Here is a 26,345-nt window from a genome sequence, read left to right on the forward strand (position 1 = left end):
CGATGCTTATCTGTCTCTCAAATGCAACCAGAGGAGTCGCCATGAAAAAGCCTTTGAGTCCGGCAAATCGCGTGATGTCAGCCATCTGGGAAGGACTCGTGCTCGGCGGAATTGGCGCGGCGCTGATCCAACACGGCCACCGTTTTTGGGGTGTCTGCGTCATCTTGGTCGCCATGATTTTTGCGGTATGGATGTTGGTGCCGTCCAGAAAGCACTGATCCGGCATGAAGTTTTCACTTACCGTGACCGCCGCCAGGGCGGAGGCGTCCGCATGAGCTTGTATACAGGCGTCATTGGCAACTCCGGCCCCATCCAGCGCCGCGCCATGTCCAAAGCCATCACACTGCTCGAATCGACGCGGGCGGACCACCGCGCGCAGGCCGATGAGCTGCTCACACAACTGCTGCCCCACACCGGCAAATCCTTCCGCCTGGGCATCAGCGGTGTACCCGGCGTAGGCAAATCCACCTTCATCGAAGCCTTGGGCCTGTACCTGATCGCCCAAGGCCACCGCGTGGCCGTGCTCACCATCGACCCGTCCAGCACCGTCTCGGGCGGCTCCATCCTGGGCGACAAGACGCGCATGGAACACCTGTCGGTGCACGAAAAGGCCTACATCCGCCCCAGTCCCTCCAGCGGCACGCTGGGCGGCGTGGCCGAGAAGACCCGCGAGGCCATGCTGGTCTGCGAGGCGGCAGGCTACGACGTGGTCATCGTCGAGACCGTGGGCGTGGGCCAGAGCGAGATTGCGGTGGCGGGCATGACGGACATGTTTGTGCTCATGCAGCTGCCCAACGCGGGTGACGACCTGCAGGCCATCAAGAAGGGCGTGATGGAGATTGCCGACCTTGTGGTCATCAACAAGGCCGACATCGACAAGAACGCCGCCACGCGCGCCGAGGCACAGATCACATCGAGCCTGCGCCTCTTGAGCCAGCACGGCAATCCGGAAAACGCGCACCACGACGAAACGCTGTGGCATCCCAAGGTCGTGCAGATCAGCGCGCTGCTTGGGCAGGGCGTGGACAGCTTCTGGGCCGCCGTCGCGCAGTTCCGCCAACTGCAAACCGCCAACGGCCGCCTGGCCGCGCGGCGCGAGAAGCAGGCGCTGGCCTGGATGTGGGAGCGCATCGACGCAGGCCTCAAGCTAGCGTTTCGCCAGCACCCGCAGGTCAAAGAGCTGCTGCCCCAGATGCAGGCCGATGTGGCCGCAGGGCGCATTGCGGCATCCACTGCAGCACGAAATCTGCTCCAAGCGCAATCAAATCATGCGCTAGTAGCTATCAAATAAATAGTAGACACCAACCCATTCACCAAAGGACGACCATGCAAGACATCCTGGATCAACTGGAGAAAAAACGTGCGCTGGCACGCCTGGGCGGCGGGCAAAAGCGCATTGATGCGCAGCACGCCAAGGGCAAGCTCACCGCGCGCGAGCGCATCGAACTGCTGCTGGACGACGGTACGTTCGAGGAATGGGACATGTTCGTCGAGCACCGCTGCACCGACTTTGGCATGGAGGACAACAAGATCCCCGGCGACGGTGTGGTGACGGGCTACGGCATGATCAACGGCCGCCTGGTGTTTGTGTTCAGCCAGGATTTCACGGTGTTTGGCGGTGCGCTGTCTGAAACGCATGCCGAGAAGATCTGCAAGGTGATGGACCAGGCCATGAAGGTGGGCGCTCCGGTCATCGGCCTCAATGACTCGGGCGGTGCCCGCATCCAGGAAGGTGTGGCGTCCCTCGGCGGCTATGCCGACGTGTTCCAGAAGAACGTGCTGGCCAGCGGCGTGATTCCGCAGATCAGCATGATCATGGGCCCGAGCGCCGGTGGCGCCGTGTACTCGCCCGCCATGACGGACTTCATCTTTATGGTGAAAGACAGCTCGTACATGTTCGTCACCGGCCCCGAAGTGGTGAAGACCGTGACGCACGAAGAAGTGACGGCCGAAGAGCTGGGCGGCGCCGTGACGCACACCACCAAGAGCGGTGTGGCCGATATGGCGTTTGAGAACGACGTGGAGGCGCTGATGATGCTGCGCCGCCTGTACAACTACCTGCCGCTCAACAACCGCGAAAAGGCCCCGGTGCGCCCCAGCAACGACCCGGCCGACCGCATGGATCTGAGCCTGGACACCCTGGTGCCCGAGAACCCCAACAAGCCGTACGACATGAAGGAGCTGATCCTCAAGACCGTGGACGATGGGGACTTTTTCGAGCTGCAGCCCGAGTACGCCAAGAACATCATCATCGGCTTTGCCCGCATGGAAGGCCAGACCGTGGGCATCGTGGCCAATCAGCCGCTGGTGCTGGCCGGTTGCCTGGACATCAAGTCGAGCATCAAGGCCGCGCGCTTTGTGCGCTTTTGTGATGCGTTCAACATCCCGGTCGTCACCTTTGTGGACGTGCCCGGCTTCATGCCCGGCACCAGCCAGGAGTACGGCGGCATCATCAAGCACGGTGCCAAGCTGCTCTACGCGTACGCCGAGTGCACCGTGCCCAAGATCACCGTCATCACCCGCAAGGCCTACGGCGGCGCATACGACGTGATGAGCAGCAAGCACCTGCGCGGCGACGTGAACCTGGCCTGGCCCAACGCCGAGATTGCGGTGATGGGCGCCAAGGGCGCGGTGGAAATCATCTTCCGCGAAGACAAAGGCGACCCTGCCAAACTGGCCGCCCGCGAGGCCGAATACAAGCAGCGCTTTGCCAACCCGTTTGTGGCCGGTGCGCGTGGCTTTATCGACGACGTGATCCTGCCGCATGAGACGCGCAAGCGGATTTGCCGCAGCTTGGTCATGCTGCGCGACAAGAAACTCGAAAACCCATGGCGCAAGCACGGCAACATCCCACTGTGAGCGGACAAGGAGCATAAGAACATGTTTACGAAAATCCTGATCGCCAACCGTGGCGAAATCGCCTGCCGCGTCATCGCGACTGCCCGCAAGATGGGCATCAAGACGGTGGCCGTCTATTCCGACGCCGACAAGGAAGCCCGCCACGTCAAGCTGGCCGACGAGGCCGTGCACATCGGCGCTGCGCCCTCGCGCGAGTCGTACCTGCTGGCTGACAAGATCATTGCCGCCTGCAAGCAGACCGGCGCGCAAGCCGTGCACCCTGGTTATGGCTTCCTCTCTGAAAACGAAGCCTTTGCCAAGCGCTGCGAAGACGAAGGCATTGCCTTCATCGGCCCCAAGGCGCATTCGATTGCAGCCATGGGCGACAAGATCGCTTCAAAGAAGCTGGCCAATGAGGCCAAGGTCAACACCATCCCTGGCTACAACGACGCCATCAGCGGCCCCGAGCAGGCGGTGGAGATTGCCAAGGGCATTGGCTACCCCGTGATGATCAAGGCCTCGGCCGGCGGCGGCGGCAAGGGCCTGCGCGTGGCGTTCAACGACAAGGAAGCGTTTGAAGGCTTTGCCAGCTGCCAAAACGAAGCCCGCAACAGCTTTGGCGATGACCGCATCTTCATCGAGAAGTTCGTGCAGGAGCCGCGCCACATTGAGATCCAGGTGCTGGGTGACAGCCACGGCAACGTGATCTACCTGAACGAGCGCGAGTGCTCCATCCAGCGCCGCCACCAGAAGGTGATTGAAGAGGCTCCCTCGCCCTTCATCAGCGACGCCACCCGCAAGGCCATGGGCGAGCAGGCGGTGGCGCTGGCCAAGGCCGTGAAGTACCAGTCTGCGGGCACGGTGGAGTTTGTGGTGGGCAAGGACCAGGACTTCTACTTCCTGGAGATGAACACCCGCCTGCAGGTGGAGCACCCGGTGACGGAGTGCATCACCGGCCTGGACCTGGTGGAGCTGATGATCCGTGTGGCCGCAGGCGAAAAGCTGCCGTTGACCCAAGCCGATGTGAAGCGCGACGGCTGGGCCATCGAGTGCCGCATCAACGCCGAGGACCCGTTCCGCAACTTCCTGCCATCCACCGGCCGCTTGGTGCGCTTTCAGCCGCCGGAGGAATCCATGTTCCAGTCCGACACCAGCAAAAAGCTGGGTGTGCGGGTGGACACCGGCGTGTACGAGGGCGGCGAGATCCCCATGTACTACGACTCGATGATCGCCAAGCTCATCGTGCATGGCACGGACCGCAATGACGCGATTGCCAAGATGCGCGCGGCACTCAACGGCTTTGTGATTCGCGGCATCAGCAGCAACATCCCGTTCCAGGCCGCGCTGCTGGCGCACCCCAAGTTTGTGACGGGCGACTTCAACACCGGCTTCGTTGCCGAGAACTACGGCAAGGGCTTCCACTCCGAAGACGTGCCGCACAGCGACCCGCTGTTCCTGGTGGCGCTGGCCGCATTCATGCACCGCCGCTACCGCGCGCGCGCCTCGGGCATCAGCGGCCAGCTGGCGGGCCACGAGGTGAAGGTGGGCGAGGAGTTTGTAGTGGTGACGCTGGGTGCCGAAGGGCAGAACCAGCACCACGAAGTCACGGTCTCTGACTTTGAAGACAAATCGGGCTCCAGCTCAATCTCTGTGGGCGGCAACAGCTATCAGATCAGTAGCAACGCCACGCTGGGCCAGATCCGCGTGCAGGGCGCATGCAATGGGCAGGGCTTTACCGCCCAGGTGGAGCGTGGAGTGGGAAAGAACCCGCTCGCGCTGCGCATTGCGCACAACGGCACGCAGGTGGACGCGCTGGTGCTGTCGCCCCTGGGCGCGAAGCTGCACAAGCTGATGCCCTTCAAGGCGCCGCCAGACCTGTCCAAGTTCCTGCTCTCGCCCATGCCCGGTTTGCTGGTGGATGTGGCGGTGCAGCCCGGCCAGAAGGTGCAGGCGGGCGAGAAGCTGGCCGTGATCGAAGCCATGAAGATGGAGAACATCCTCTTCGCCGCGCAGGACGGCGTGGTGGGCAAGATCGTGGCGGGCAAGGGCGAGTCGCTGGCGGTCGATCAGGTGATCCTGGAATTCCAGTGATCCCCAGGGCCCGACAGCCCATCTGGAGGGGCCTTGCGCCCCTTTTTTTAGTCTTTTTGGCCGATAGCGCTAGAGGAATATGCGCTGGCAGCTATCAAATCAGGAGTAATCATGAGCACGACCCCACGCCCCTTCAAGGTCCTGGGCATCCAGCAGGTCGCCATTGGAGGCACCGACAAACAGCGGATGAAGACGCTGTGGGTCGACATGCTGGGCCTGGAGCAAACCGGCACCTTCCAGAGCGAGCGCGAGAACGTGGACGAAGACATCCTGGCCATGGGCAAGGGTGCCTTCAAGGTGGAGGTGGACATCATGCAGCCGCTGGACATCGAGAAAAAGCCCGCCGTGCACACCACGCCGCTCAACCACATTGGCCTGTGGATCGACGACCTGCCGAAGGCGGTGGAATGGCTCACCGCCAAGGGCGTGCGCTTTGCCCCGGGCGGCATCCGCAAGGGCGCTGCAGGTTATGACATCACGTTTTTGCACCCCAAGAGCAATGACGAGTTTCCGATTGCGGGGGAGGGCGTGCTGATTGAACTGGTGCAGGCGCCTGCCGATGTAATTGCGGCGCTGGGCTGAACCGCCGCCCTGGGACATGGTCCCAACGGCAGACCGGGGAGTGAGCAGACGCCCCGAAACAGCCAACCCTTGCGGTTGGTTTTTTTTCGTCTGCAGGGCACAGATGTCTGCCGTTAAAAGCGCTCATCTTTGGAAGGCCTGCGCGGGAGTTTGGCTGCAATAGACGGCAGATGAGGGTGGCTTGCGGGTGGCAGAAAAAGTGACCTTTCGGATGCGTTCAAGTTCGTCAAAAAATCATCAAAATCCATCTAACTGCTTTTAAATAATCTTTAATTTGCCGTCTTTTGCTGCACCATTTTTATGACGGTTTTTATGGACCTGATGGCTGGATTTGTGCAATTTTCTGAACCAGAATCCGCCCCATTGCAAGCCCGCCAGCCCGGCACCACAAGTTGCGGTGTGAACGTTAAGGCTCTGGGGCGATTTCCAGATACACCCTTCAAGGAGGAAGCATGAACCCCGGCACGACGTCCCAAACCGTTCACATCCACCGCCCCTCGTCACCCCTGGCTCGCCAGGCGGGCCCGTGGTCGGTCGAAGCCATCCAGCAATTGCTCGACAAGCCTTTGCTGGACCTGGTTTTCGAGGCCCAGACGGTGCACCGCCAGCACTGGCCTGCGGGCGACATTGAACTGGCCACGCTGCTGTCGGTGAAAACTGGGGGCTGCCCCGAGAACTGCGGCTACTGCCCGCAGGCAGCCGAGTTCGACACCGGCGTGAAGGCCGAAAAGCTCATGGAAGTGGAGGAGGTGGTGCGCGCCGCCCAGGCCGCCAAGGACGCTGGTGCCACCCGCTTTTGCATGGGTGCGGCCTGGCGTGCGCCCAAGGACCGCGACATTGAAAAGGTCAGCGCGCTGATCGGCGCGGTAAAGGGTCTGGGCCTGCAGACCTGCGCCACGCTGGGCATGCTTGAATCGCACCAAGCACAGGCGCTGAAAGACGCCGGGCTGGACTACTACAACCACAACCTGGACACCGCCCCCGAGTACTACACCGATGTGGTCAGCACCCGCGCGTACCAGGACCGGCTGGACACGCTGCAGAACGTCCGCAATGCGGGCATCAGCGTGTGCTGCGGCGGCATTGTGGGCATGGGCGAGGCGCCGGTGCACCGCGCGGGCCTGATCGCGCAGCTGGCCAACCTGCAGCCATACCCCGAGTCGGTGCCCATCAACAGCCTGGTGCGCGTGCCCGGCACGCCACTGGCCGACAGCGAGCCCATCGACCCGTTTGACTTCGTGCGCGTGATTGCGGTGGCCCGAATCACCATGCCCAAGGCGCGCGTGCGCCTGTCGGCAGGGCGGCAGCAACTGGGCGAGGCCGTACAGGCGCTGTGCTTCATGGCCGGGGCCAATTCCATCTTTTATGGCGACAAGCTGCTGGTGACGGGCAACCCCGATGTGGATGCCGATGTGCAACTGCTGGCCAAGCTGGGACTGAACGGGCGCCGCACAACCACCACCACCCTGGACGGGCACAGCCACAGCGCTTGACGCCGCTGGCTGGCGGCTCGTTTGTCGTCAGCTTGCTAATGCCATTGGACGCCGCTGACGGGCGCGGTCGGTCATTCGCGCGATGTCAGACCAAGGCCCTCCGCGGGCAGGGCGGCGGCCAGGCGGTCCACCTTCGCGAGCCGTGCGGGTTCCGCATCAGCGAACCGCTGGGCAATGCGCCGGAACTCCTCGGACAGGGTCAGGAAGGCATCGACTACATCGGGGTCAAAGTGGCTGCCCCGGCCGTCGCGAATGATCACCACCGCCTGCTCGTGCGAGTAGGCGGCCTTGTAGACGCGTTCGGAAATCAGCGCGTCATACACGTCGGCCACAGCCATCAGCCGTGCAGACAGCGGGATGTTGTTGCCCACCAGGCCCTCGGGGTAGCCCGAGCCGTCCCATTTCTCCTGGTGGCTGTAGGCGATCTCCTTGGCGTAGCGGAAGAACGGGTTGTCCTCGGTGGTGCCGGTCTCGGCCGCAATGATGGCGTCGCGCCCCAGGGTGGTGTGCGTCTTCATGATCTCGAACTCTTCCGGCGTGAGCTTGCCCGGCTTGAGCAGGATGCGGTCAGGAATGCCCACCTTGCCGATGTCGTGCAGCGGGGCGGACTTGAAGATGGTCTCGATGGCGTCATCCGTCAGCTCGTGCTTGAAGCGCGGATGGTTCTGCAGGTGGCGCGCCAGCGTCTCCATGTAGTGCTGCGTGCGGCGGATGTGGTTGCCGGTTTCGTTGTCGCGCGTTTCGGCCAGGGATGCCATGGCGCGGATGGTGGCGTCCTGCAGCTCGGCCATGGCGCGCGTGCGGTTGGCCACCTCCTGCTCCAGAAACTGGTTGTGCTGGGCCAGAAAGTCGCGCGCCCGCTTGAGCTGCAGGTGGTTGCGCACCCGCGCCATCACGATGGCGGGGTTGATGGGCTTGGTGATGTAGTCCACCGCGCCCAGCTCCAGGCCAATGCTCTCGTCCTCGGCCGCGTTCATGGCGGTGAGGAAGATCACGGGAATGTCTTCGGTGTCGGGGTTGAACTGAAGGCGGCGCAGCACTTCGTAGCCATCCATGTCCGGCATCATGATGTCCAGCAGGATCAGGTCGGGCCTGCCGTCGCCCGCCACGATCTGCAAGGCACGTTCGCCACTGGGCGCGAGTTTGACCTTGTAGTCGGTGCGCAGGAGTTCGCTCATTAGCGAGAGGTTGTCGGGTGTGTCGTCTACAACCAGCACCGTGCATTTGCCAGTGGGTGCGAATGGGCTATTCATGGGTGGGCCTCCTTGTTGTCATTGTGCGCCTTGGGGGCCTGGCGCAGTATGGCCAGTGCCTCCACAAAGTCGTAGCTGTCCAGCGACCGCTTCATCTGGCCATACGCGGGCCCCAGCAAGGCCTGCAGGGGGGCAGCGGATTGCTTGAAGATTTCGATGGCGTCGGAATCGTCGTCCGCCAGCAGCGCGTCAAGCTGCGCCACCAGCGCACGCGCGGCGGCTGCGTCGATTGGCAGGCCAGGCGCAGCGTCAACACCCGCAACCTCCTCAACGGGCAGGGCTTGCTGCAGCGCCATGATCAACTCGTGGCAAGCCACTTCGACGGGCGCCAGCAGTGGCTCTATCCGTTCGGGCGCGTCTTTCCGGGCGATGGCTTCTTCGGCATGCTGTGCCAGTGCGGCGAGGGCAGTGGCGCCAATGGTGCCCGCCGTGCCTTTGAGCGTGTGCATGGCGCGCTGGGCTTCGTCGTGATGCCCGGCGGCCATGGCGGTGCGTGTGGCCGGCACCGCGTGCGCTTGCCCCGCCACAAACTTGCGCAGCAGGCCCTCGTAGGCAGGGCGTTTGTCCAGCACACGCCGCAGGCCGGCGGCCACATCCAGCCCGGGGATGTGGCGCAATGCGTCATGGGCTGAAGGCGCGGGGGCAGGGTGGGGCGATGCCTGCGGGTTGGTGGCTTCACGCATGGTGTCTGCCGCTTCGGTGGCCCGTGGGGCAATCCATTGCAGCAGGGCGGCAAACAGTTCGTCCGGGTGGATGGGTTTGGCCAGGTGGCCGTTCATGCCCGCCTCCAGGCACAGGTCACGGTCGCGGCTCATGGCGTTGGCCGTCATGGCCAGCACGGGCAACTGGGCCCAGGCGGGGTTCTGACGCAGGTGGCGGGTGGCGGTCAGGCCGTCCATCACGGGCATTTGCATGTCCATCAGCACCAGGTCGTAGGGGGCTTGGGCGAGCAGGTCCAGTGCCACCTGCCCGTTCTGGGCCACATCCACGACCAGGCCCGCGCCGCTCAGCAGTTCGGCGCCCACCTGCTGGTTCAGGTCGTTGTCGTCCACCAGCAGCACCCGCGCGCCGGCGATGGTGGAGAGGTGCGCAGCCCTCCGGGGTGTTGGGGTGCCACGCCCGTAAGACGACCGGGCCTGTCCGCCCAGCGATTGCATGGCCGCATCAAACAGTTGCGAAGGATTGACGGGCTTGGAGAGCATGAGCGACAGCCCGGCGCGTTCCAGTTCGCCTTGCACTTCGTCGTGGCCCGCGGCGGTCACGATGACCGTGTGGGGCGGGTGTTGCAGCTGGGCGAGTGCGCGGTGGGTGTCAAACCCGTCCATGCCGGGCATCTTCCAGTCCACGAACGCGATCTCGCAAGGGCGACCAGCCTGTTCGGCTGCACGGGCCTGCGCAATGGCCTCTTCACCAGAACTGGCCGTGGTGACGGCAAAACTCATGCTCGTCAGCATGTCGTCCAGAATGTGCCGGGCCTGCTCGCTGTCGTCCACCACCAGTACGCGCCGCCCCCGCAGGTCAGGGGTGGGCAGCAGGGGGGCGTGGCGCGGCTGGCCCAGCCCCAGCCGGGCCGTGAACCAGAAGGTGCTGCCCGCACCCGGCTGGCTCTGCACGCCCACTTCACCGCCCATCAATCTGGCCAGATTCTTGGAGATGGCGAGTCCGAGCCCGGTGCCACCGTATTTGCGCGTGGTGGAGGTGTCGGCCTGCTCGAAGGACCGGAACAGCCGCGCCTGCTGCTCGAGCGTCAGACCGATGCCGGTGTCCTGCACCTCAAAGCGCAGCAGCACGCCGGTGTCGTCGCGCGAGGTCTCGGTGACGCGCACGATGATCTCGCCCGTATCGGTGAACTTGACCGCGTTGTTGGCGTAGTTCACCAGGATCTGCCCCAGGCGCAGCGGATCGCCGCGCAGGTCGTCGGGCAGGGCCGGGTCCACATCGAAAAGCAGCTCCAGGCCCTTGTGCGCGCATTTGTCGCTGACCAGGTTGGCCACGTTGTCCAGCACGCCGCGCAGGTCAAAGTCCACCACCTCCACCTCTAGCTTGCCGGCCTCGATCTTGCTGAAGTCCAGGATGTCGTTGATCAGACCCAGCAGGTGCTGGCCCGAGCGCTGGATTTTTTCCACGTAGTCGCGCTGGCGCGGCGTGAGGTCGGTGCCCAAGGCCAGGTGGCTCATGCCGATCACTGCGTTCATGGGGGTGCGGATCTCGTGGCTCATGTTTGCCAGGAAGTCCGACTTCATCTGGGAGGCGTCCTCCGCGCGGGCGCGGGCAATCTCCAGCTCGTCCTCGTGTTCGCGCAGGGCCGCGTTGACTTTTTGCAGTTCCACCGTGCGCTCGGCCACGCGCGCTTCCAGCACCTCTTCGTTGCGCTTGAGGGCATCGACCAGCTCGTTCTGCGCTGCCATGGCCTGGGCCGTGGCCTTTTCGCGTTGCAAGAACTGCCGCGCCATGGCAAAGGCGAGCAAAAACGTGAGCAGCGCCTGGAACGCGGTGAGCCCGGTGGTCAGCAAGGTCTGGTGCTTGACCTCTGCGTTGCGCGAATCGCCCAGCATGGCCGACACGCGCGAGGCGTCGAGGGAAAGCTGCTGCACGGTCTCGCGCAGGGCGTCCAGTTCGGTGCGCAACAGCCGCATGTTCTCCAGGCTGGAGGCTGCATCCACGCTCGCGCCAAAGTAGTTGTCGCCAGCAGCCACGAACCGCTGCAATGCGGACAGGGCCTTGTCGTAGATGGGCTCTTCCTGCATGAGCGTGCGGGCCGTGCCGCTCTCCAGGGCGCTGAACCGGCTCAGGAAAAGGTCATACCGCAGCTCGAGCCGGTCGAGTGTGATGCTGGCGGGGTCGAGTTCGAACTGGTGCAGCGCATGGTCCAGCTTCTCGTATTCGACATTCAGCTGCAAAAAGGACCAGAGCGCATTCACATCACCGCGCCGCATCACCGCTTCGACGTTGCGGTACTGGCTGTATTGCACCGCCGCAATCGCGACGTAGGCGAACACTAGTCCCGTAACGATCAGCGGGAGGATGTGTTTGCTGCGCAGCATGCTGGGGCGATCGGGAGACGCGGGCGCTCCTGGCTACTGGATGCGCAGCGCGTTGAGCTGCCAGGCCGCCCGGTTGTAATAAAGCTCGCTGCGCAGTTCGGCCTTGGCATCAAAGGGGTAGACGATGAAAAGCGGGCCTTTCTCGCGCACGCGCATGGGCCGGTTGTTCATCAGGCGGGCCACGATCACGTCGTGCCGCGTCGCGTCGTCTGCCGGGATCTCGGTTTTGTAGTCATTGAGGGCCACCGCGGTGATCCTGGTGCCCTTGGCGCCCACCGCTGCCAGCACATCGCGGAGCAGGGGGCCTGTGAAAGTGACGGCGCTGGGGTACCAGGGCGTCTGGGTGGTGAAGCTGTGCTGGGGCAGCTTCTCCAGCATCTTCATGTCGAACTGCGCCTGCGGGCCGCGGTTGGTCTGCGTGATGGCACCGTCAATGGTGAGGATGACGGGGCCGGTCGGTGGCTCCAGTGCCTGCACGTTGCTCACGGCCAGCAATGCCGCGCCCATGACCCATGCCGCCCATACCTTGGAGTACGACCTGTTGCGCCAAAAAAGACGATGCGAATGCATGGGCTCCTTCCTGCATGTGTAACAAAACCGCCGGTAGATGCTCCAAATGTAAACCGATTTGTTGCGGCTGGCATGACGGTCGGGAGGAGCGCATTTAACGTCATCAGCGACGGGAGGAAGGTCGCAGAGACGGCGCTTCAGGCAGCGGCTGGCGCGCTGGCAGCAGCCATGGTGTCCCAGGCCTTCAGGGCCTCGGCCGTGTACATGAGTGCCGGGCCGCCGCCCATGTAAACACACACAGCCAGCATTTCTTCCAGCTCAGCGCGGGTGGCACCGAGCTTTTGCAGTGCCTTGACATGAAAACCGATGCACCCGGAGCAGCGCTGGGTGACGCCGATGGCGAGGGCAATCAGCTCCTTGTGCTTGCTGGTCAACGCCCCTTCCGCCATGGAGGCCTGCGCGAGCTGCGCAAAGCCCCGCATGGCGTCAGGCTGGGCCTTGCGGAAGGTGGCCAGGTTTTCGTTGATGTCCTGGATCAGGCTGGTGTGGTCGAACGTACTCATGGAATGGTTCCTTGCAGGGCCTTGAGGGCACCGGACTCTGTGTGTGTGCCGGCGCCTGCCGACGGTTTATTTCTTCATGGGACAGGTGTTGATGCCGAGCAGCGTGTAAGCCGGGCAGAAGCGAAACAGGCCCGTGGCCAGTGGCACCACGCCCAGCCATCCCCACCAGCCCACCGTGCCGGTGGCGGCCAGTGCGATCAGGACCAGACCTGCCAAGACGCGCAGCACGCGGTCCACGGTTCCTACGTTGATGTTCATGATGATTTCCTTGCTCTGAGGTTGTGGCCCGGGATGGGCCTTGCTTGCACAAGCGCAGCGAACGCGGAATGCGCTCGCTGCCCGGTCAGTCGAATGAGGGGGACGCAGGCGCTACGACAGGCTTGCCCGCAGCCACCCACGCGTCAAAGCCGCCGGCAATGGACTGCACCTGCAGACAGCCCATGTCCTGCATGGCGCGCGCGGCCAGTGCGGCACGGCCGCTGGTCTTGCAGTACAGCACCACCTTGAGGTCGCGCGCACTGAGTTCGGGTGTGCTGCTGAGGCGGAACTCCAGCACCCCGCGAGAGGCGTGAATCGCGCCCGGGATGTGTCCTGCCTGGTATTCGTCGGCCTCTCGCACATCGATCAGCACGTCGGCGGTGCGGATGGCTTCGTCTGCCTGGTCCAGTGGGACCTCCTGCACCACGGCCTTGGCGGCGGTGACGAGATCGTGGGCTGTTTTCATGTCGGCGTTCCTGCGGTGGGTAGGGTGGTGCGGATTCGGCAGCGTGTCACAGCGCGTTGACAGGAATCTTGAGATAGGTCACGCCATTGGCTTCCGGCGGCGGCATTTCCCCCGCACGAATGTTGACCTGCACCGAGGGCAAGATGAGCACGGGCATCTCCAGCGTCGCGTCGCGCTGGGTACGCAGTGCCACAAAGGCCTCCTCGGTCACCCCGTCGTGCACATGGATGTTCTTGGCCCGCTGGTCGGCAACGGTGGTTTGCCACGCCACGGCGCGCCCTGCAGGGGGGTAGTCGTGGCACATGAACAGGCGGGTTTCCGCCGGCAGGCTGAGCAATTTGCGCACCGATTGGTAAAGCCTGTGGGCATTGCCGCCTGGGAAGTCGCAGCGCGCTGTGCCCACGTCGGGCATGAACAGGGTGTCACCCACAAACACGGCGTCACCGACCTGATAGGCCATGCAAGCGGGGGTATGGCCGGGCACTGCCAGAGCCTGGGCCTGCAGCTGGCCGATGTGGAACACCTCGTTGTCGTGCAGCAGCTGGTCGAACTGGCTGCCATCCGGACGGAACTCGGGCTCCAGATGAAAGACCTTCTTGAACACGTCCTGCACCTGCGTGATGGACGCGCCAATGGCGATCTTTCCGCCCAGCTTGTCGCGAAGGTAGTGCGCGGCCGACAGATGGTCTGCGTGGGCATGGGTTTCCAGAATCCATTGCACCGTCAACCCCTGACTCTGTACGAACGTCACGATCTTGTCGGCTGACCGCGTGCGGGTGCGGCCCGACTTCGGGTCGTAGTCCAACACCGAATCCACCACCGCACAGTGCCCGCCAGGCTGATCGAACACCACATAGCTCACCGTCCAGGTGGCGTCGTCGAAGAAGGCTTCTATCTGGGGTTTCATCGAAAGGCTCCGTAATTAATTTCGATGCAGATAGTTTATTGACGGATAGATTGTCAGTCAATAGAATATCAACATCGAATTTGAAAAGGAGCGCGCCACCATGCACCCAGAAGCACATATGGACTTGGAGGCCTTGCGCAGGTCCGCCGACAGCGCTTGCCGCTTGATGAAGGTTTTGTCCAATCCCGACCGCCTGCTGCTGCTGTGCCAGCTGACACAGGGCGAAAAGAGGGTGGGCGAGCTGGAGGAGTTGGTCGGCATCTCCCAGCCCACCTTGTCGCAGCAGCTGGGCGTTTTGCGCGAGGAGGGCCTCGTCAACACCCGCCGCGAAGGCAAAAACATCTATTACGAAATCGCCAGCCCCCAGGCCCTGGCGGTGATGAACGTGCTGTTTGAACAATTTTGTGGCCCCGCCCAGGAGAGCAAACCATGCTGATCGATTGGACCCATTTCACCCCTTGGGCTGCCTTGGCAGGCGGCATTTTGCTGGGCCTCGCTTCGGCGCTTTTTGTGCTTCTCAACGGACGCATCCTGGGCATCAGCGGCATTGTGGGAGGGCTGCTGCGCCCCCGCGCGGGTGACATGGGCTGGCGCCTGGCTTTTGTGCTGGGCATGTTGGTGGCGCCTGGCCTTTACTGGGTGGTGGTCGGCCCCACGCAGCCGCGCATTGATGCGAACTGGGGCATGGTGGTGATCGCCGGCCTGCTGGTGGGTGTCGGCACCCGTTACGGATCGGGCTGCACCAGCGGCCACGGCGTGTGCGGACTCTCGCGCATGTCGCCCCGATCCCTGGTGGCCACTCTGGCCTTCATGGGGGCAGGGTTCGTCACCGTCTTCATCATCCGGCACGCGCTGGCCTGAACGCCCCCCATCCTTCGGAGCATTGATCGCTATGAAAAATCGTATTTCGGAGTTTGTGGTGGGCCTGGTCTTCGGCCTGGGCCTGATCGTCTCGGGCATGACCGACCCAGGCAAGGTGCTGGGCTTTCTGGACCTGGCTGGCTTGTGGGACCCATCGCTCGCGTTCGTGATGGGCGGAGCCATTGCGGTGGGCGTGTTTGCCTTCGCCGTGGCCAAGAAGCGGACCACCAGCTTTCTGGGCGGCGCCATGCACTTGCCCACGTCGCGTGACATTGATCGCCGTCTGGTGGTCGGAAGCCTCATCTTTGGCGCGGGCTGGGGTATTGCCGGGTTTTGCCCGGGGCCAGCCATCGTTTCGGCGGGTGCGGGCCAGCCCAAAGCCATCGTGTTTGTGATCGCCATGCTAGCGGGCATGTGGCTGTTTGAGCTGGCCGAACGCATGTCCCACCGTACCCCAGCCACACAGACCGGAGGCCGCTGATATGCCGCTGCAAATCATTGCCCTGACCCCTGACTTTGCTGTGTCGCCGCAGTTGGCCACCACGGACTTTGCCTCTTTGGCCCAGCAGGGCTTCAAGACCATCATCAACAACCGGCCGGACGGGGAGGGCGGTGGCGCACAGCCCACCAGCCCTGAAATGGAGCGCGCTGCCACGGTGGCGGGGCTGCACTACGTGTATCTGCCTGTGGTCAGCGGCTCCATCACGCCAGAACAGGTACAGGCCGTGCACAAGGTCCTGATCGCTGCCCCCAAGCCCATGTTGGCGTTTTGCCGTTCAGGCGCCCGGTCTGCACAGTTGTTTGGGCTGGCGCAGGACTTGGACGCCGAAGCGTCCTGATCAACCAGGAACCCTCATGAACTTCATCCCCGGCTGGGTGCGCAACTACCAGAAGTCCTGGCTCTCCGGCGACATGGTCGCCGGCGTGATCGTGACGGTGATGTTGATCCCGCAGAGCCTGGCCTACGCGCTGCTGGCGGGCTTGCCGCCCGAAGTGGGCTTGTACGCCAGCATCCTGCCGATCATTGCCTATGCCGCGCTGGGGTCCAGCATGACGCTGGCCGTGGGCCCGGTGGCAGTGGCTTCGCTCATGACGGCGAGCGCCCTGCAGCCCCTGGCCGCCGCTGGATCGCCCGACTACGTGGCGCTGGCCATGCTGCTGTCGCTGCTGTCCGGGGGCATGTTGCTGCTGTTCGGGGTGTTGCGACTGGGTTTTCTGGCCCATTTTTTGAGCCATCCGGTGATCAGCGGTTTTATCTCTGGCTCGGCTGTGCTCATTGCTGTGGGGCAGATTAAGCACCTGCTGGGCGTGAAGGCTGGCGGCAACGACGTCTTTGATACCTTGGTTCAACTGGTCCACGCCGTGCCTGGCACCAACCTCGTCACGCTGGGAATTGGTGCGGGCAGCGTGTTGTTTCTGGTGCTGGCGCGCAAGTCCTTGTCTCCATGGCTGGTCCGCCTAGGTGCCAGTCCGCGTCTGGCAGACATCGCATCCAAGCTGGCTCCGATGCTGGCGGTGATGGTGTCCACCGCCCTGGTGGCAGCCATGCGCTGGGACCAGACGGCGGGGGTCAGCATTGTGGGCAGGGTGCCCCAGGGCCTGCCACAGCTCGGGTTGCCGGCGGTTTCGATGGCGTCTGTGGGCTCGCTGTGGCTGCCTGCGCTGTTGATCTCGCTGGTGGGCTTTGTGGAAAGTGTGTCGGTGGCGCAATCGCTCGCGCTCAAGCGTCAGCAACGCATTCAGCCCAACCGGGAACTGCTGGGCCTGGGGGCGGCCAACGTTGCCAGCGCGCTGTCGGGTGGTTTCCCCGTCACGGGCGGCTTTGCGCGCTCGGTTGTCAATTTTGCGGCCGGGGCCAACACGCCCCTGGCTGGTGTCATTTCTGCAGTGCTGATGGGTGTGGTGATTGCCGCGCTGACAGGGCTGTTTCACTATCTGCCCCACGCCGTACTGGCAGCCACCATCATCGTGGCGGTGGTCTCCCTGATCGACGTGGAGACACTGCGCGAGGCCTGGCACTACGACAAGGCCGACGCTATGGCCCTGCTGGCCACTGCTGGGGGCGTGGTCGCTTTTGGTGTGGAAGTGGGCATCCTGATGGGTGTGGCGTTGTCGCTCGCCACATTGGTGTGGCGCAGCAGCCACCCACACATCGCGGTAGTGGGACGCGTGCCAGGCACGGAGCACTTTCGAAACGTGAGCCGCCACACGGTGACCACAGAGCCCGGCTTGATTGCCGTGCGGGTGGATGAAAGCCTGTATTTCGCCAACTCGGACGCTTTGCTGGACCGTGTGGAGGAACTGCTAGCCGCCCAACCGGATACAGGCCACGTGCTTCTGGTGTGCTCAGCCATCAACCAGATCGACACCACTGCATTGGGCGTACTGACCGATCTGGAGCGAAGCCTGGCCCAGCGAGGGGCGGAGTTATTGATGTCCGAGGTGAAAGGCCCAGTGCTCGACCGTTTGCACGGCACAGTACTTGGCCAGCGGTTGGAGGGACGGATCTTTTTGAGTACACATGCTGCGTTTGAATACGCAAAGCGGGCTGGCGGCATGGCGGGGCAGTACGGGGATCCGGCGGCGGCTATCTAGCGTCCTGAGTTAGAAGTTCGTTTCATAAAGATGCCGAGACGCCGCCATGCTGCGCTGCAAGTTCTCGCTGTAGCCAGGGTCATCGCTGTGGTTTGCGCCTTGCCTCACAACGATTGTCCTGATCCGCAGAAGAGCTTAGAGAAGTGGACTTTTTATTTGACATAATATACATCGTATCTACTTAAGCCACAGAGGGTCAGGCACGCCATTGACGATCTTTCCGTGCGCTGCAGCCGGCCCATCGGGCAATTCGGTGCTAGCACGGGTGCGGACGCCGCCTTGGTCGCAGCCGCGCAGCATCCGGAGCTGGTAAGGGCTGTGGTGTCGCGCGGCGGGCGCCCAGACCTGTCCGGCGATGCGCTTGGCAGACGTCCTCGCTCCAACCCTTCTGATCGTGGGCGGAGCAGACCCTGAGGTGATGGCACTGAACCGCTAGGCCCAGGATCGCCTGAGTTGCAAAAAACAGCTGAAGATCGTTCCGCGCGCCACGCATCTTTTCGAGGAAACAGGAGCGCTTGACATGGTGGCCAGCCTGGCGGGCGCCTGGTTTTTGCAGCACCTCGGCCTTGTGGACTGATCTGATTTGATTGCGCTCAAACCGGCTGCGAGCGCAACCTGCAAGCATTGCCGGACAGCCAAGAGGTCGCGCAGGTGTTCTTCTTGAATCGTCATGATGCCGCAGAGCGGCTGTCCCAGGCCTTGACGCGCTGGAAGGGGCGCAACCCGCTGATCCTTGCCATTCCTCGCGGGGCGATCGAGATAGGACGCGTGATCGCGCATCGGCTGGACGGGGAGCTGGACGTCGTCCTGGTCCGGAAACTCCGTGCGCCCTCCTCGCCCGAATTTGCCGTTGGCGCTGTCGCCGAGAACGGGTGGTCGTACATCGCCCCCCATGCGCTAGCCGCCGGTGCCGATGATCGCTACATCGATGAAGAAAAACGCTATCAGCTCAATGTGCTCAAGGAGCGACGGCAGCGTTACACACCTGATCGGGCATCCACGGACGCGCGCGGCCGTATCGCCATCGTCGTCGACGATGGCCTCGCCACAGGGGCCACGATGGTGGCCGCCTTGCATGCGGTACGCGCACTGCAACCAGCCAGGCTCATCTGCGCCGTGCCGGTGGCGTCTCCACGGGGGATTGCGCTGGTACGCCCGCTGGCTGATGAAGTGGTGTGTCTGCTGGCTCCCGAGGAGTTTGGCTCCGTCGGGCAGTTCTACCGAACCTTTGAGCAGGTTGAAGACGAGCAGGCAAGCCGCTGGCTGAGCGAGACGGTTCGGCGCACGCCGGCCAGCCCTTGAACCCGGCAGACATTTCGTGGCCGCGCTGCGTGCCAAAAAAGCCGCCAATTCTCATTCTGCTTTCACTGCCATCTACTCGCTGGAGAGACCTCATGATGGAGACCTTGCGTGCTTCCCTCCCCTCTCCCTCACCGCCTTTGACCCCGACCGATGTCGTGGCGACAGGCAAGGCGCGCGCTCAGAACTTCACAATTCGCGCCAGCACATCGCCGTGTCCGAACGAATCGCCACGCGCCACGCAGATCTGCTCCAGAACGCCGTCGTGCGGAGCCTCGATGTCCACGTTCTGCCGAGCCAGCATGGCCCTGCCAATCACCTGCCCGGCATGGACACGATCACCCTCGCATGCCGTCCAGTCCTCGATGAAGGCGGTATCGCCTGCTTCCATCGACTCCCAACGGGTGGGGTCCAGAATGACTTCGCTCATCGCATGCACTCCCATGACAGGACACGTGCGCAGCATCGCCCACCGCCGCCATCCCCGTTTGACGCGACGCAATGCGCTCGCATTTCGCCCATTGGCATTGGACAGGTTTCCAAGGCCGCCGACCTGCATCGGATCCAATTGATCAATCGCAATTCGGGTCCCGGGTGGTTCGCAGTACGGTAGCTGTTCAACTTGCTGGGCGACGCAGGATGTCTACCACTGGCCGCTCACCAAAATGAAAAGCCAAGGAAAGGAAACTGCGATGAGATCAACCCTTCGCCTCAGACACACACTCGTTTCGGCCTTCATGCTTCTCGGCGTGACCTTGGGCGGCGGCGCTTTTCTGCCGACGGTGGCGCATGCCGCCAATTCCGGGGAACCCCCACATGCCAAACGCAAGCCAGAATCACCGGAAGCCATCGACGTCATCAAAGGCACGGTGACAAATCCCCACGCCGGACCTCTCAAGCAAGCGCTGGCGGCGAGGGGCGTCAAAGCATCGCCCCGTTCCAAGAACGGCGCTTCAGCCAATTGAACGCTTGAGATTCGGCGCCAACGCGCCGACGGCCCGCGCTGCCCGCGCTGCCCGCGCGGCCCCATTCGAGTACCCGGAATCCCTCGACTCGGTGCCCAGCTGCACCTCCGTCTGAGAGGCCATGCCGCTCCGCTCGCACGGCACCACCGCTACCATCTGCGGCATGACGTCTCTCATCCAACCTCCGATTCAACCTCCCCGACCTCACAATTCTTCCGTCCATTTCGGCCACCAAGGCCGTGTCTGCATCGTCACGGGTGGCGCGCAAGGCATTGGCGAAGCCTGCGTGCGCCGCTTTGCAGCCGAAGGCGCCAAGCCCGTCATTGTGGATGTGGACGATGCGCGCGGCCAAACCTTGGCTGCAGAGCTGGGTGCGCAGTATCTGCGCTGCGATGTGGGCGACAAAGCCCAGGTGGATGCGCTGGTGGCGCAGGTTTTGGCTACGCACGGCCGCATCGACGTGCTGGTGAATAACGCAGGCATCTTCCGCGCGGCGAATTTTCTGGAAGTGGCCGAAGCGGACTTCGACGCGGTGCTGCGCGTCAACCTCAAGGGCTCGTTCCTGGTCGGCCAGGCAGCGGCCCGGGCCATGGCCGCATCCGGTGGCGGTGCCATTGTCAACATGAGCTCGGTGAACGGCGTGCTGGCCATCCCCAACATCGCCAGCTACAACGTTAGCAAAGGCGGCATCAATCAGCTCACGCGCGTGATGGCGCTGGCGCTGGCTGACAAGAACATCCGTGTCAACGCCGTGGCACCCGGCACCATTGCGACCGAGCTAGCGGCCAAGGCGGTGCTGACCAGTGACGAAGCCAAGCACAAGATCATGAGCCGCACGCCGATGAAGCGGCTGGGCGAGCCCTCTGAAATCGCCGACGTGGTGGCCTGGCTGGCCAGCGACGCCGCCAGCTATGTAACCGGCGAAATCGTGACCGTGGATGGCGGACGCATGACGCTGAACTACACCGTGCCGGTGTAAGCAGTTGGATAATTACTATATTTTTGATAGCTGCTAGTGCTTATCCATCAAGCGCTAGAGCCCGATTTTATTCATAATCCGGCCGACGGCATGCGCTGCAGCAGGCCTGCCGTGCTGCGCGGCCACCCTACGCGGCCAAACCATGCTCCGCCGGCAATGGCCCAGGCGTTGACAACGCCGTACAGCACCAGCGCTGCGCTCTGTGCTGCAAACACCGCAGCCAGTCCGCCGCCCCAGCGCAGCGCCAGCCACCCGCCTGCCACCGCCACCGCGAGGCGCACCAGGTTGCCCACCACGGGCCACAACAGGCGCCCAGCCCCTTGCGACGCGAAGTACAGCACCAGGCCGAGGCCGAAGAACCCATACACGGGCCCCACGGTGCGCAAGTAGGCCGCGCCCGCCTCCAGCATGGCCGGGTCGCTGTTGAACAGCGACAGCCAGGCATGCGGGAAGAACGCCGCCCACAGCCCGATCGCCTCGGCCATCGCAAACGCCATGGCGGCGCCAACCCAGGTGGCGCGCAGGGCCCGCTCCCGCTGGCCTGCGCCCATGCAGGTGCCCACCATGGCCAGCAGGGGCGCGCCCAGCCCAAAGGCCAGCGGCACCAGCAAATACTCCAGTCGCGACGCTGTGCCATAGCCCGCAATGGCCGCCGTGTCAAACCCGCCCACCAGCGCGGTGGTGACACCAATGGCCAGATTGGTGGCCACGGTGGAAACCGTGCCCACCAGGCCCACGCGCAGAATGTCCCAGAACAAGGCCCAGCGAAAACGGATCTGCCCCAGTGTCGCGTCACCGACCATCTGTCGGTCTGGGCTGGCCCTCGAATCGCATCGCTGCGTTGCATTGCGATCCGATGGCGGCGCGTAGCCTTCGACATCTGATCGGTGGCGCGACACTAGCGACGGCCGCAGCAGGCTGCGCGGTGACCACAGGTAGGCCGCCAGCACGGCGCTGCCCAGCAGGTAATACGCCAAGAGCGCAATGGCGCCGCCGGCAATGCCCAACCCCGGCACAGGCCCCCAGCCGAAGATCAGCAGCGGCGACAACGGCACCAGTACCACCGCGCCCAAGACGGTCACGTACGCCGGCACGGCCATGTTGCCTGTGCCGCGGATCACGGCCGACAACGTGTTGAACAGCCAGACGAGAAACGCGCCCGCAAACACCCAATTGGAATAGACCAGCGCCGCGTCCAGCGCGCCGCCCGACCCGCCCATGCGGGTGTAAAGCCAGCGCCCTCCTCCCAACACCGCCACAGTAAAGACCAGCGAGAACACCAACGAAATCACCAGCGCGTGCAGCACCAGCGCGTCGGCATCGTCCCGCCTCCGTGCGCCCAGGGCCCGGGCGATGGCCGAAGCAATGCCGCCGCCCATGGCGCCGGCCGATGTCATCTGCATGAGCATGACGACCGGGAACACCAGCGCCATGCCCGCCAGCGCGTCCGTACCCAGCTTGCCGACAAAGTACGTCTCTATCAGCCCGACACCGGCCTGCGCCAGCATGACAAGCACGTTGGGCAGCGCCAGGCGCAATAACGTGGGTGCAATTGGCGCCTCCAGCAGCATGCGGGTGCGCGGGTTCATGGGCGCAGCGTCCGCCGCTGCGGAGGGCGTCGCAGTGCTCATGCGTCGGTGGCCGGTGCACCCACAAACGCGCCAGGCCTGCGTGGAACCACGATGCGTACGGTGGAAAGCTGCAGCACGTCGCCGTGCTGGTTGCGCGTTTCGCTGCGCACGGTGACCATGCCGCGGTCGGGCTTTGACTTGGAAGGCTGGATCTGTACGACCTCGCTCACCACATGCAGCACGTCGCTAGCCCGCGTGGGCCGCGGCCAGCTCAACTCGCCCCCGGCGCCGATGATGCCGCCCGCCACCGGCAGGCCGCTGGTCACCTGCAGCCGCATGGTGACCGCCGCCGTGTGCCAGCCGCTGGCCGCCAGGCCGCCGAACAGCGTGGCGCGCGCGGCGGTGTCGTCCAGGTGAAAAGGCTGCGGGTCGAACTGTGCGGCAAACGCGGTGATCTGCGCTTCGTCCATGGCGTGTTCGCCACTTCGGAACTGGTCGCCCACGGACAGGTCGTCCAGGTACAGCGGGGATGGAGTGGAGTTTTCGGTCACGGCGTGCGCCTTTGAGCAGTTGGAGGAGGTGAAGGTCAAGCCGCTGCCGCCGGCCGGGCCAGGGGCGCTTCGCGGATGGGCAGGTGTACCAGCGCGGCGCCCAGCGCCAGCACGATGTCGATGTACCAGACCCAGTCGTAGCTGCCCGTGGCCTGGAACACGCTGCCACCCAGGTAAGCCCCCAAAAATCCGCCCACCTGGTGCGACAGCATCACCACGCCAAACAGCATGGCCATGTTGGCCGTGCCAAACATCTTGGCCACCAGCCCAGCCGTGGGCGGCACGGTGGACAAGAACGTCACGCCCATCACCGCCGCAAACACCAGCACCACGGCGGGCGTTTTGGGGGCCAGCAAAAACACCAGCACCGCCACACCACGGGTGGCATAGAGCAGCGACAGCAGCGACTTCATGCGCCAGCGCCCCACGGCCCAGCCCATGGTCAGGCTGCCCACAATGTTGAAGAGGCCGATCACCGCCAGTGCCCAGCCGCCCACTTCAGGCGCCAGTCCGCAGGCGGCGATCACGCCCGGCAAGTGCGTGGCCAGGAACGCCACATGAAACCCGCACACCAGGAACCCCAGCGCCAGATACCGGTAACTGGGCGTGGCCAACGCCTGCGCAATGGCCTCCCGCGCGGTCAGCGCCTTCTGCCCCGATGCCGCTGCGGCCTGCGCCGCCAGCGCGTTGGAGTTGCCCTTCAGCACCCAGGCCGCAGGCAGCGCCAGCAGCACCAACACGCCCAGCCACTGCATGGCACCCGCCCAGCCGACGGCCGCGATCAGGCTGATGGCAATCGGCGCCATGACGAACTGCCCGAACGAGCCGCCCGCATTGACCACCCCGCTGGCCAGCCCCCGCTGCGACACCGGCACCAGCCGCGCAGTGGCCGCCATCAGCACCGACGGGCCGGCCATGCCCGCACCGCCCGCAGCCAGCACGCCAATGGCAAAGATCAACCCCGCAGTGCTGGTCATGTACGGCGTGATGAACGTGCCCAGTGCCACCAGCGCCACGCCCAACAGGATGACCCGGCCTGCGCCAATGCGGTCGGCCACGGCGCCCGCAAACGGCTGGGTCAGGCCCCACCACAGCTGGCCAAACGCAAATGCCAGGCTGATGCTGCCAATACCCAGCCCGGTGGACGTGTTAAGCGCCGACAGGAACAAACCCATGGTCTGCCGCGTGCCCATGGTGAGTGCAAAGGCCCCAGCGGCGGCCAGCAGCGCCAGCCACAGGGCCAAGGGCGCGGCTGTCCTGGCCACAGATGGAGGGGTGAGGTTATTCGTCATGCCCAGCCTCCGCTGGCAAAGCGGCCAGCAAATCGAGCGACTCGTCCACCAGCGCATGCAAAGCCGCCACGCGGTCCACGCCCAGCGTTTCGTTCAACGCCATTTGCGCCGCCTTCCAGTGGCGCTGGGCTTCTGCACGCTTATCCCGCCCTGTGTCCGTGATGTGCACCAGGCGGCTGCGTGCATCGGTGCCCGCCTGCAAGGTGACCCAGCCGGCATCCACCAGCGGGCGCAGGTTGCGGGTGAGCGTGGAGGCGTCCATCTTCATCGCAGAAGCGAGGTCACCCGGGCGGATGGGCCCCAGCTTGAGCACATGCGACAGCAGCGAATACTGCGTGGTCTTGAGCCCGCACCGCGCCATCTCGGCGTCGTAGTGACTGGCCACTCGGCGCATCAGCTGGCGCAGCTTGAAGTTCGTGCAGCCCTGCGGCGGCGCGCTTGCTGGGGTGGTTTGCTCGGCTTGCATGAATTTAATTGTATCTGCAATAATTGCATATGCAAGTCACTCAACTAGACCACTACAGCAACCAGGACACCACATGACCTCACAGAACCAACTTGAACACTGGCTGGCACAGGAGCGCGACATCCTGTCCGTACTGGACGCCGGACCCGGCCCGGGCGTAGCCCGGCGCGAACAGATTGCGCACCTCACTGGCCTGCAGCAGATGCAGGCCATGCTGCGCGGTGAGCTGCCCTACGCCGCCATTGCCAATACGCTGGACTTTCTGATAGTGGAAGTCGGCGACGGCACTGCGATCTTTCAGGGCACTCCGCGCGCAGAACACCTCAACCCCATGGGAACGGTGCACGGTGGCTGGTTCGCCACCCTGCTCGACTCCGCCCTGGGCTGCGCCGTACACACCCGCATGGAGCCAGGGCGCGGCTACACGACCGCAGAGCTGGGCATCAACCTGGTCAAGGCCATCACCCCCAAAGTGCCGCGCGTGCGCGCCGAAGGCCGCGTGATTCACAGCGGCCGCCAGCTGGCAACGGCCGAGGCGCGTCTGGTGGGGCCGGACGGCACGCTGTATGCCCACGCCACCACCACATGCCTGGTTTTCGACTTGCCTGCACAATCCCGGGGATGAAATTCCTCCACACGATGCTGCGCGTTGGCAACCTTCAACGCTCGATTGATTTCTACACCAACGTTCTGGGCATGCAGCTGCTGCGCCAGTCCGAGAACCCCGAGTACAAGTACTCGCTGGCCTTTTTAGGTTTCGAGGGCGGCAACCCCGGCCAGGCCGAGATCGAGCTGACCTACAACTGGGGCGTCGAAAGCTACGAGATGGGCACGGCCTACGGCCACATTGCCCTGGGTGTGCCCGACGCGTACGCGGCGTGCGAGAAGATCAAGGCCGCCGGCGGTAACGTGACACGCGAGGCCGGGCCGGTGAAGGGCGGCACCACGGTGATTGCGTTCGTTACAGACCCCGATGGCTACAAGATCGAACTGATCCAGCGCGCCGAAGGCGCAGGCGGCCAAGGCCTCCGCTGAAGAAATACTTCAAAAATGATAGCTTCAAGCGCTTACCAAATAAGCGCCAGAGGCCGATTTGACCAATAAAAAACCCGGCAGCGCCGGGTTTTTTATTGGGTTGCGCGGCGTCAGCGTCTGGCCGCGTTACTGCACCAGCCGCTTACATCGCGCCCAGCGTCACTTCCACGCGGCGCGCTTCGGCGTCTGTGCCGGTGGCGGTGGTTTGCTCGGGCTTCTTCAGCTCGATCTTGTCGTCGGCCACACCCAGGGCCTTGAGTGCATCACGCACTGCCAGGGCACGTTGCTTGGCCAGCTCGGCGTTTAGCGCGGCGTCGCCCGTCGCGTCGTGGTAGCCAGACACTACGGCCTTCTTGCCATCGGCCACACCCTTGACCACGTCGGCCAGCGCATCGTTGGCGCCGGCAGCCAGGTCAGCCTTGGCGGTGGCAAAGTAGAACTTCACCACACCGCCTTCCACGCGCACCGTGGCTTCGTCCACCACCACAACAACGGCTGCAGCAGGCGCTGCCGCGTCAGCGACGGGGGTGGATGCCGCGTTGTTGGCTACAGCTGCAGCCGAGCCGCCCATCTGCTTGACCACCACCGTGCCCACCACCACCGAAAGGATCAGCGCAATCAGCGCAAACAAGAATCCAAGGGCAAAACGTTGCTGGCTATCGTCGTCGGAGCTGGACATGAGAGGTTCCTGGGGTGATGGTTTGGAGAAAAATAATCGCTGCGAGA

Annotated in this window: 29 protein-coding genes and 1 pseudogene; 17 read left to right on the forward strand and 13 right to left on the reverse strand. The window is 64.0% G+C overall.

The window, feature by feature from the left end; translation table 11 throughout:
- The first annotated feature begins 41 nt into the window (after positions 1-41).
- The 6 genes from ACK4HJ_RS04950 to bioB all read left to right on the forward strand — a co-directional run bounded on the left by ACK4HJ_RS04950 (position 42) and on the right by bioB (position 7,004).
- Positions 42-218 carry a hypothetical protein gene (locus ACK4HJ_RS04950; protein WP_409828257.1) on the forward strand — a complete coding sequence of 59 codons (177 nt, stop codon included), beginning with the start codon at positions 42-44 and terminating at the stop codon, positions 216-218.
- A gap of 53 nt (positions 219-271) precedes the next feature.
- Positions 272-1,291, forward strand: coding sequence for a methylmalonyl Co-A mutase-associated GTPase MeaB (gene meaB, locus ACK4HJ_RS04955; protein WP_409828258.1), 1,020 nt, complete (start codon positions 272-274; stop codon positions 1,289-1,291).
- A 35-nt stretch (positions 1,292-1,326) separates the two neighbouring features.
- A complete protein-coding gene (locus ACK4HJ_RS04960) occupies positions 1,327-2,859 on the forward strand; it encodes an acyl-CoA carboxylase subunit beta (protein ID WP_409828260.1) in 1,533 nt (510 codons plus the stop codon).
- Positions 2,860-2,880: 21 nt separating this feature from the next.
- On the forward strand, positions 2,881-4,929 hold the full coding sequence (locus tag ACK4HJ_RS04965) for an acetyl-CoA carboxylase biotin carboxylase subunit (protein WP_409828261.1): 2,049 nt from the start codon (positions 2,881-2,883) through the stop codon (positions 4,927-4,929).
- A 111-nt stretch (positions 4,930-5,040) separates the two neighbouring features.
- Positions 5,041-5,511 carry a VOC family protein gene (locus tag ACK4HJ_RS04970; protein ID WP_060987719.1) on the forward strand — a complete coding sequence of 157 codons (471 nt, stop codon included), beginning with the start codon at positions 5,041-5,043 and terminating at the stop codon, positions 5,509-5,511.
- 452 nt (positions 5,512-5,963) lie between these two features.
- Positions 5,964-7,004, forward strand: a complete 1,041-nt coding sequence (gene bioB / locus ACK4HJ_RS04975) for a biotin synthase BioB (protein ID WP_409828264.1) — start codon at positions 5,964-5,966, stop codon at positions 7,002-7,004.
- A gap of 71 nt (positions 7,005-7,075) precedes the next feature.
- Here the strand turns inward: bioB and ACK4HJ_RS04980 are convergent, their stop codons facing one another.
- From ACK4HJ_RS04980 to ACK4HJ_RS05010, 7 genes are all read right to left on the reverse strand, one after another.
- Positions 7,076-8,257, reverse strand: a complete 1,182-nt coding sequence (locus tag ACK4HJ_RS04980; RefSeq protein ID WP_409828266.1) for a two-component system response regulator — start codon at positions 8,255-8,257, stop codon at positions 7,076-7,078.
- Complete coding sequence (locus ACK4HJ_RS04985; protein WP_409828267.1) at positions 8,254-11,301, reverse strand: response regulator; 3,048 nt, start codon at positions 11,299-11,301, stop codon at positions 8,254-8,256. The genes ACK4HJ_RS04980 and ACK4HJ_RS04985 overlap by 4 nt, the downstream gene beginning before the upstream one ends.
- Positions 11,302-11,334: 33 nt before the next feature.
- A complete protein-coding gene (locus tag ACK4HJ_RS04990; protein WP_409828269.1) occupies positions 11,335-11,871 on the reverse strand; it encodes a molybdopterin-dependent oxidoreductase in 537 nt (178 codons plus the stop codon).
- 137 nt (positions 11,872-12,008) lie between these two features.
- Positions 12,009-12,374 carry a carboxymuconolactone decarboxylase family protein gene (locus ACK4HJ_RS04995; RefSeq protein ID WP_409828271.1) on the reverse strand — a complete coding sequence of 122 codons (366 nt, stop codon included), beginning with the start codon at positions 12,372-12,374 and terminating at the stop codon, positions 12,009-12,011.
- 66 nt (positions 12,375-12,440) lie between these two features.
- Positions 12,441-12,632: a DUF2892 domain-containing protein gene (locus ACK4HJ_RS05000; protein ID WP_015014124.1), complete on the reverse strand. Its 192-nt coding sequence runs from the start codon at positions 12,630-12,632 to the stop codon at positions 12,441-12,443.
- Between the two features lie 85 nt (positions 12,633-12,717).
- Entirely contained in the window at positions 12,718-13,098 is a 381-nt protein-coding gene (locus ACK4HJ_RS05005) for a rhodanese-like domain-containing protein (protein ID WP_409828273.1), read from the reverse strand.
- A 46-nt stretch (positions 13,099-13,144) separates the two neighbouring features.
- A complete protein-coding gene (locus ACK4HJ_RS05010; protein WP_409828274.1) occupies positions 13,145-14,005 on the reverse strand; it encodes an MBL fold metallo-hydrolase in 861 nt (286 codons plus the stop codon).
- 100 nt (positions 14,006-14,105) lie between these two features.
- Here ACK4HJ_RS05010 and ACK4HJ_RS05015 point away from each other — a divergent pair, with 100 nt between their 5' ends.
- The 7 genes and pseudogenes from ACK4HJ_RS05015 to ACK4HJ_RS05045 all read left to right on the forward strand — a co-directional run bounded on the left by ACK4HJ_RS05015 (position 14,106) and on the right by ACK4HJ_RS05045 (position 18,763).
- Positions 14,106-14,441 (forward strand): ArsR/SmtB family transcription factor, encoded by a 336-nt coding sequence (locus tag ACK4HJ_RS05015; protein ID WP_409828275.1) that lies wholly within the window; start codon positions 14,106-14,108, stop codon positions 14,439-14,441.
- Positions 14,435-14,866, forward strand: coding sequence for a YeeE/YedE family protein (locus ACK4HJ_RS05020; protein WP_409828277.1), 432 nt, complete (start codon positions 14,435-14,437; stop codon positions 14,864-14,866). The genes ACK4HJ_RS05015 and ACK4HJ_RS05020 overlap by 7 nt, the downstream gene beginning before the upstream one ends.
- A 31-nt stretch (positions 14,867-14,897) precedes the next feature.
- Positions 14,898-15,347 (forward strand): DUF6691 family protein, encoded by a 450-nt coding sequence (locus ACK4HJ_RS05025; protein WP_409828278.1) that lies wholly within the window; start codon positions 14,898-14,900, stop codon positions 15,345-15,347.
- A 1-nt stretch (position 15,348) separates the two neighbouring features.
- A complete protein-coding gene (locus ACK4HJ_RS05030; protein WP_409828280.1) occupies positions 15,349-15,705 on the forward strand; it encodes a TIGR01244 family sulfur transferase in 357 nt (118 codons plus the stop codon).
- Positions 15,706-15,721: 16 nt separating this feature from the next.
- Positions 15,722-17,461 (forward strand): SulP family inorganic anion transporter, encoded by a 1,740-nt coding sequence (locus tag ACK4HJ_RS05035; RefSeq protein WP_409828282.1) that lies wholly within the window; start codon positions 15,722-15,724, stop codon positions 17,459-17,461.
- A gap of 237 nt (positions 17,462-17,698) precedes the next feature.
- Positions 17,699-18,038, forward strand: a pseudogene (locus ACK4HJ_RS05040) (alpha/beta hydrolase); the annotation flags it as partial.
- Positions 18,039-18,085: 47 nt separating this feature from the next.
- Positions 18,086-18,763 carry a phosphoribosyltransferase gene (locus ACK4HJ_RS05045; RefSeq protein ID WP_409828283.1) on the forward strand — a complete coding sequence of 226 codons (678 nt, stop codon included), beginning with the start codon at positions 18,086-18,088 and terminating at the stop codon, positions 18,761-18,763.
- A gap of 178 nt (positions 18,764-18,941) precedes the next feature.
- Here ACK4HJ_RS05045 and ACK4HJ_RS05050 read toward each other — a convergent pair whose 3' ends face one another.
- Complete coding sequence (locus ACK4HJ_RS05050; RefSeq protein WP_409828285.1) at positions 18,942-19,190, reverse strand: biotin/lipoyl-containing protein; 249 nt, start codon at positions 19,188-19,190, stop codon at positions 18,942-18,944.
- 262 nt (positions 19,191-19,452) lie between these two features.
- Here ACK4HJ_RS05050 and ACK4HJ_RS05055 point away from each other — a divergent pair, with 262 nt between their 5' ends.
- Positions 19,453-19,725, forward strand: a complete 273-nt coding sequence (locus ACK4HJ_RS05055) for a hypothetical protein (RefSeq protein ID WP_409828286.1) — start codon at positions 19,453-19,455, stop codon at positions 19,723-19,725.
- A 163-nt stretch (positions 19,726-19,888) separates the two neighbouring features.
- Positions 19,889-20,704: an SDR family NAD(P)-dependent oxidoreductase gene (locus ACK4HJ_RS05060; protein WP_409828287.1), complete on the forward strand. Its 816-nt coding sequence runs from the start codon at positions 19,889-19,891 to the stop codon at positions 20,702-20,704.
- A gap of 71 nt (positions 20,705-20,775) precedes the next feature.
- Here the strand turns inward: ACK4HJ_RS05060 and ACK4HJ_RS05065 are convergent, their stop codons facing one another.
- The 4 genes from ACK4HJ_RS05065 to ACK4HJ_RS05080 are packed head-to-tail and all read right to left on the reverse strand — an operon-like array spanning position 20,776 to position 24,584.
- The gene (locus ACK4HJ_RS05065) at positions 20,776-22,335 is read right to left on the reverse strand and encodes an MATE family efflux transporter (protein ID WP_409828289.1); all 1,560 of its coding nucleotides are present in this window, start codon (positions 22,333-22,335) and stop codon (positions 20,776-20,778) included.
- Positions 22,332-22,826: a MaoC family dehydratase gene (locus tag ACK4HJ_RS05070; RefSeq protein ID WP_409828291.1), complete on the reverse strand. Its 495-nt coding sequence runs from the start codon at positions 22,824-22,826 to the stop codon at positions 22,332-22,334. The genes ACK4HJ_RS05065 and ACK4HJ_RS05070 overlap by 4 nt, the downstream gene beginning before the upstream one ends.
- 35 nt (positions 22,827-22,861) lie before the next feature.
- Positions 22,862-24,118, reverse strand: a complete 1,257-nt coding sequence (locus ACK4HJ_RS05075; protein WP_409828293.1) for an MFS transporter — start codon at positions 24,116-24,118, stop codon at positions 22,862-22,864.
- Entirely contained in the window at positions 24,108-24,584 is a 477-nt protein-coding gene (locus ACK4HJ_RS05080; RefSeq protein WP_409828295.1) for a MarR family winged helix-turn-helix transcriptional regulator, read from the reverse strand. Before ACK4HJ_RS05080 ends, ACK4HJ_RS05075 begins: the two co-directional genes overlap by 11 nt.
- 73 nt (positions 24,585-24,657) lie before the next feature.
- On the opposite strand from ACK4HJ_RS05080, the gene ACK4HJ_RS05085 reads away from it, so the two are divergent.
- Positions 24,658-25,209, forward strand: coding sequence for a PaaI family thioesterase (locus ACK4HJ_RS05085; protein WP_409828297.1), 552 nt, complete (start codon positions 24,658-24,660; stop codon positions 25,207-25,209).
- Positions 25,206-25,619, forward strand: coding sequence for a lactoylglutathione lyase (gloA, locus tag ACK4HJ_RS05090; protein WP_252662076.1), 414 nt, complete (start codon positions 25,206-25,208; stop codon positions 25,617-25,619). The genes ACK4HJ_RS05085 and gloA overlap by 4 nt, the downstream gene beginning before the upstream one ends.
- 142 nt (positions 25,620-25,761) lie before the next feature.
- Here gloA and ACK4HJ_RS05095 read toward each other — a convergent pair whose 3' ends face one another.
- Positions 25,762-26,298, reverse strand: a complete 537-nt coding sequence (locus ACK4HJ_RS05095) for an OmpA family protein (RefSeq protein ID WP_409828300.1) — start codon at positions 26,296-26,298, stop codon at positions 25,762-25,764.
- Positions 26,299-26,345: the final 47 nt, after the last annotated feature.

Source organism: Acidovorax sp. (assembly GCF_046294525.1).
Lineage (GTDB): Bacteria > Pseudomonadota > Gammaproteobacteria > Burkholderiales > Burkholderiaceae_C > Acidovorax.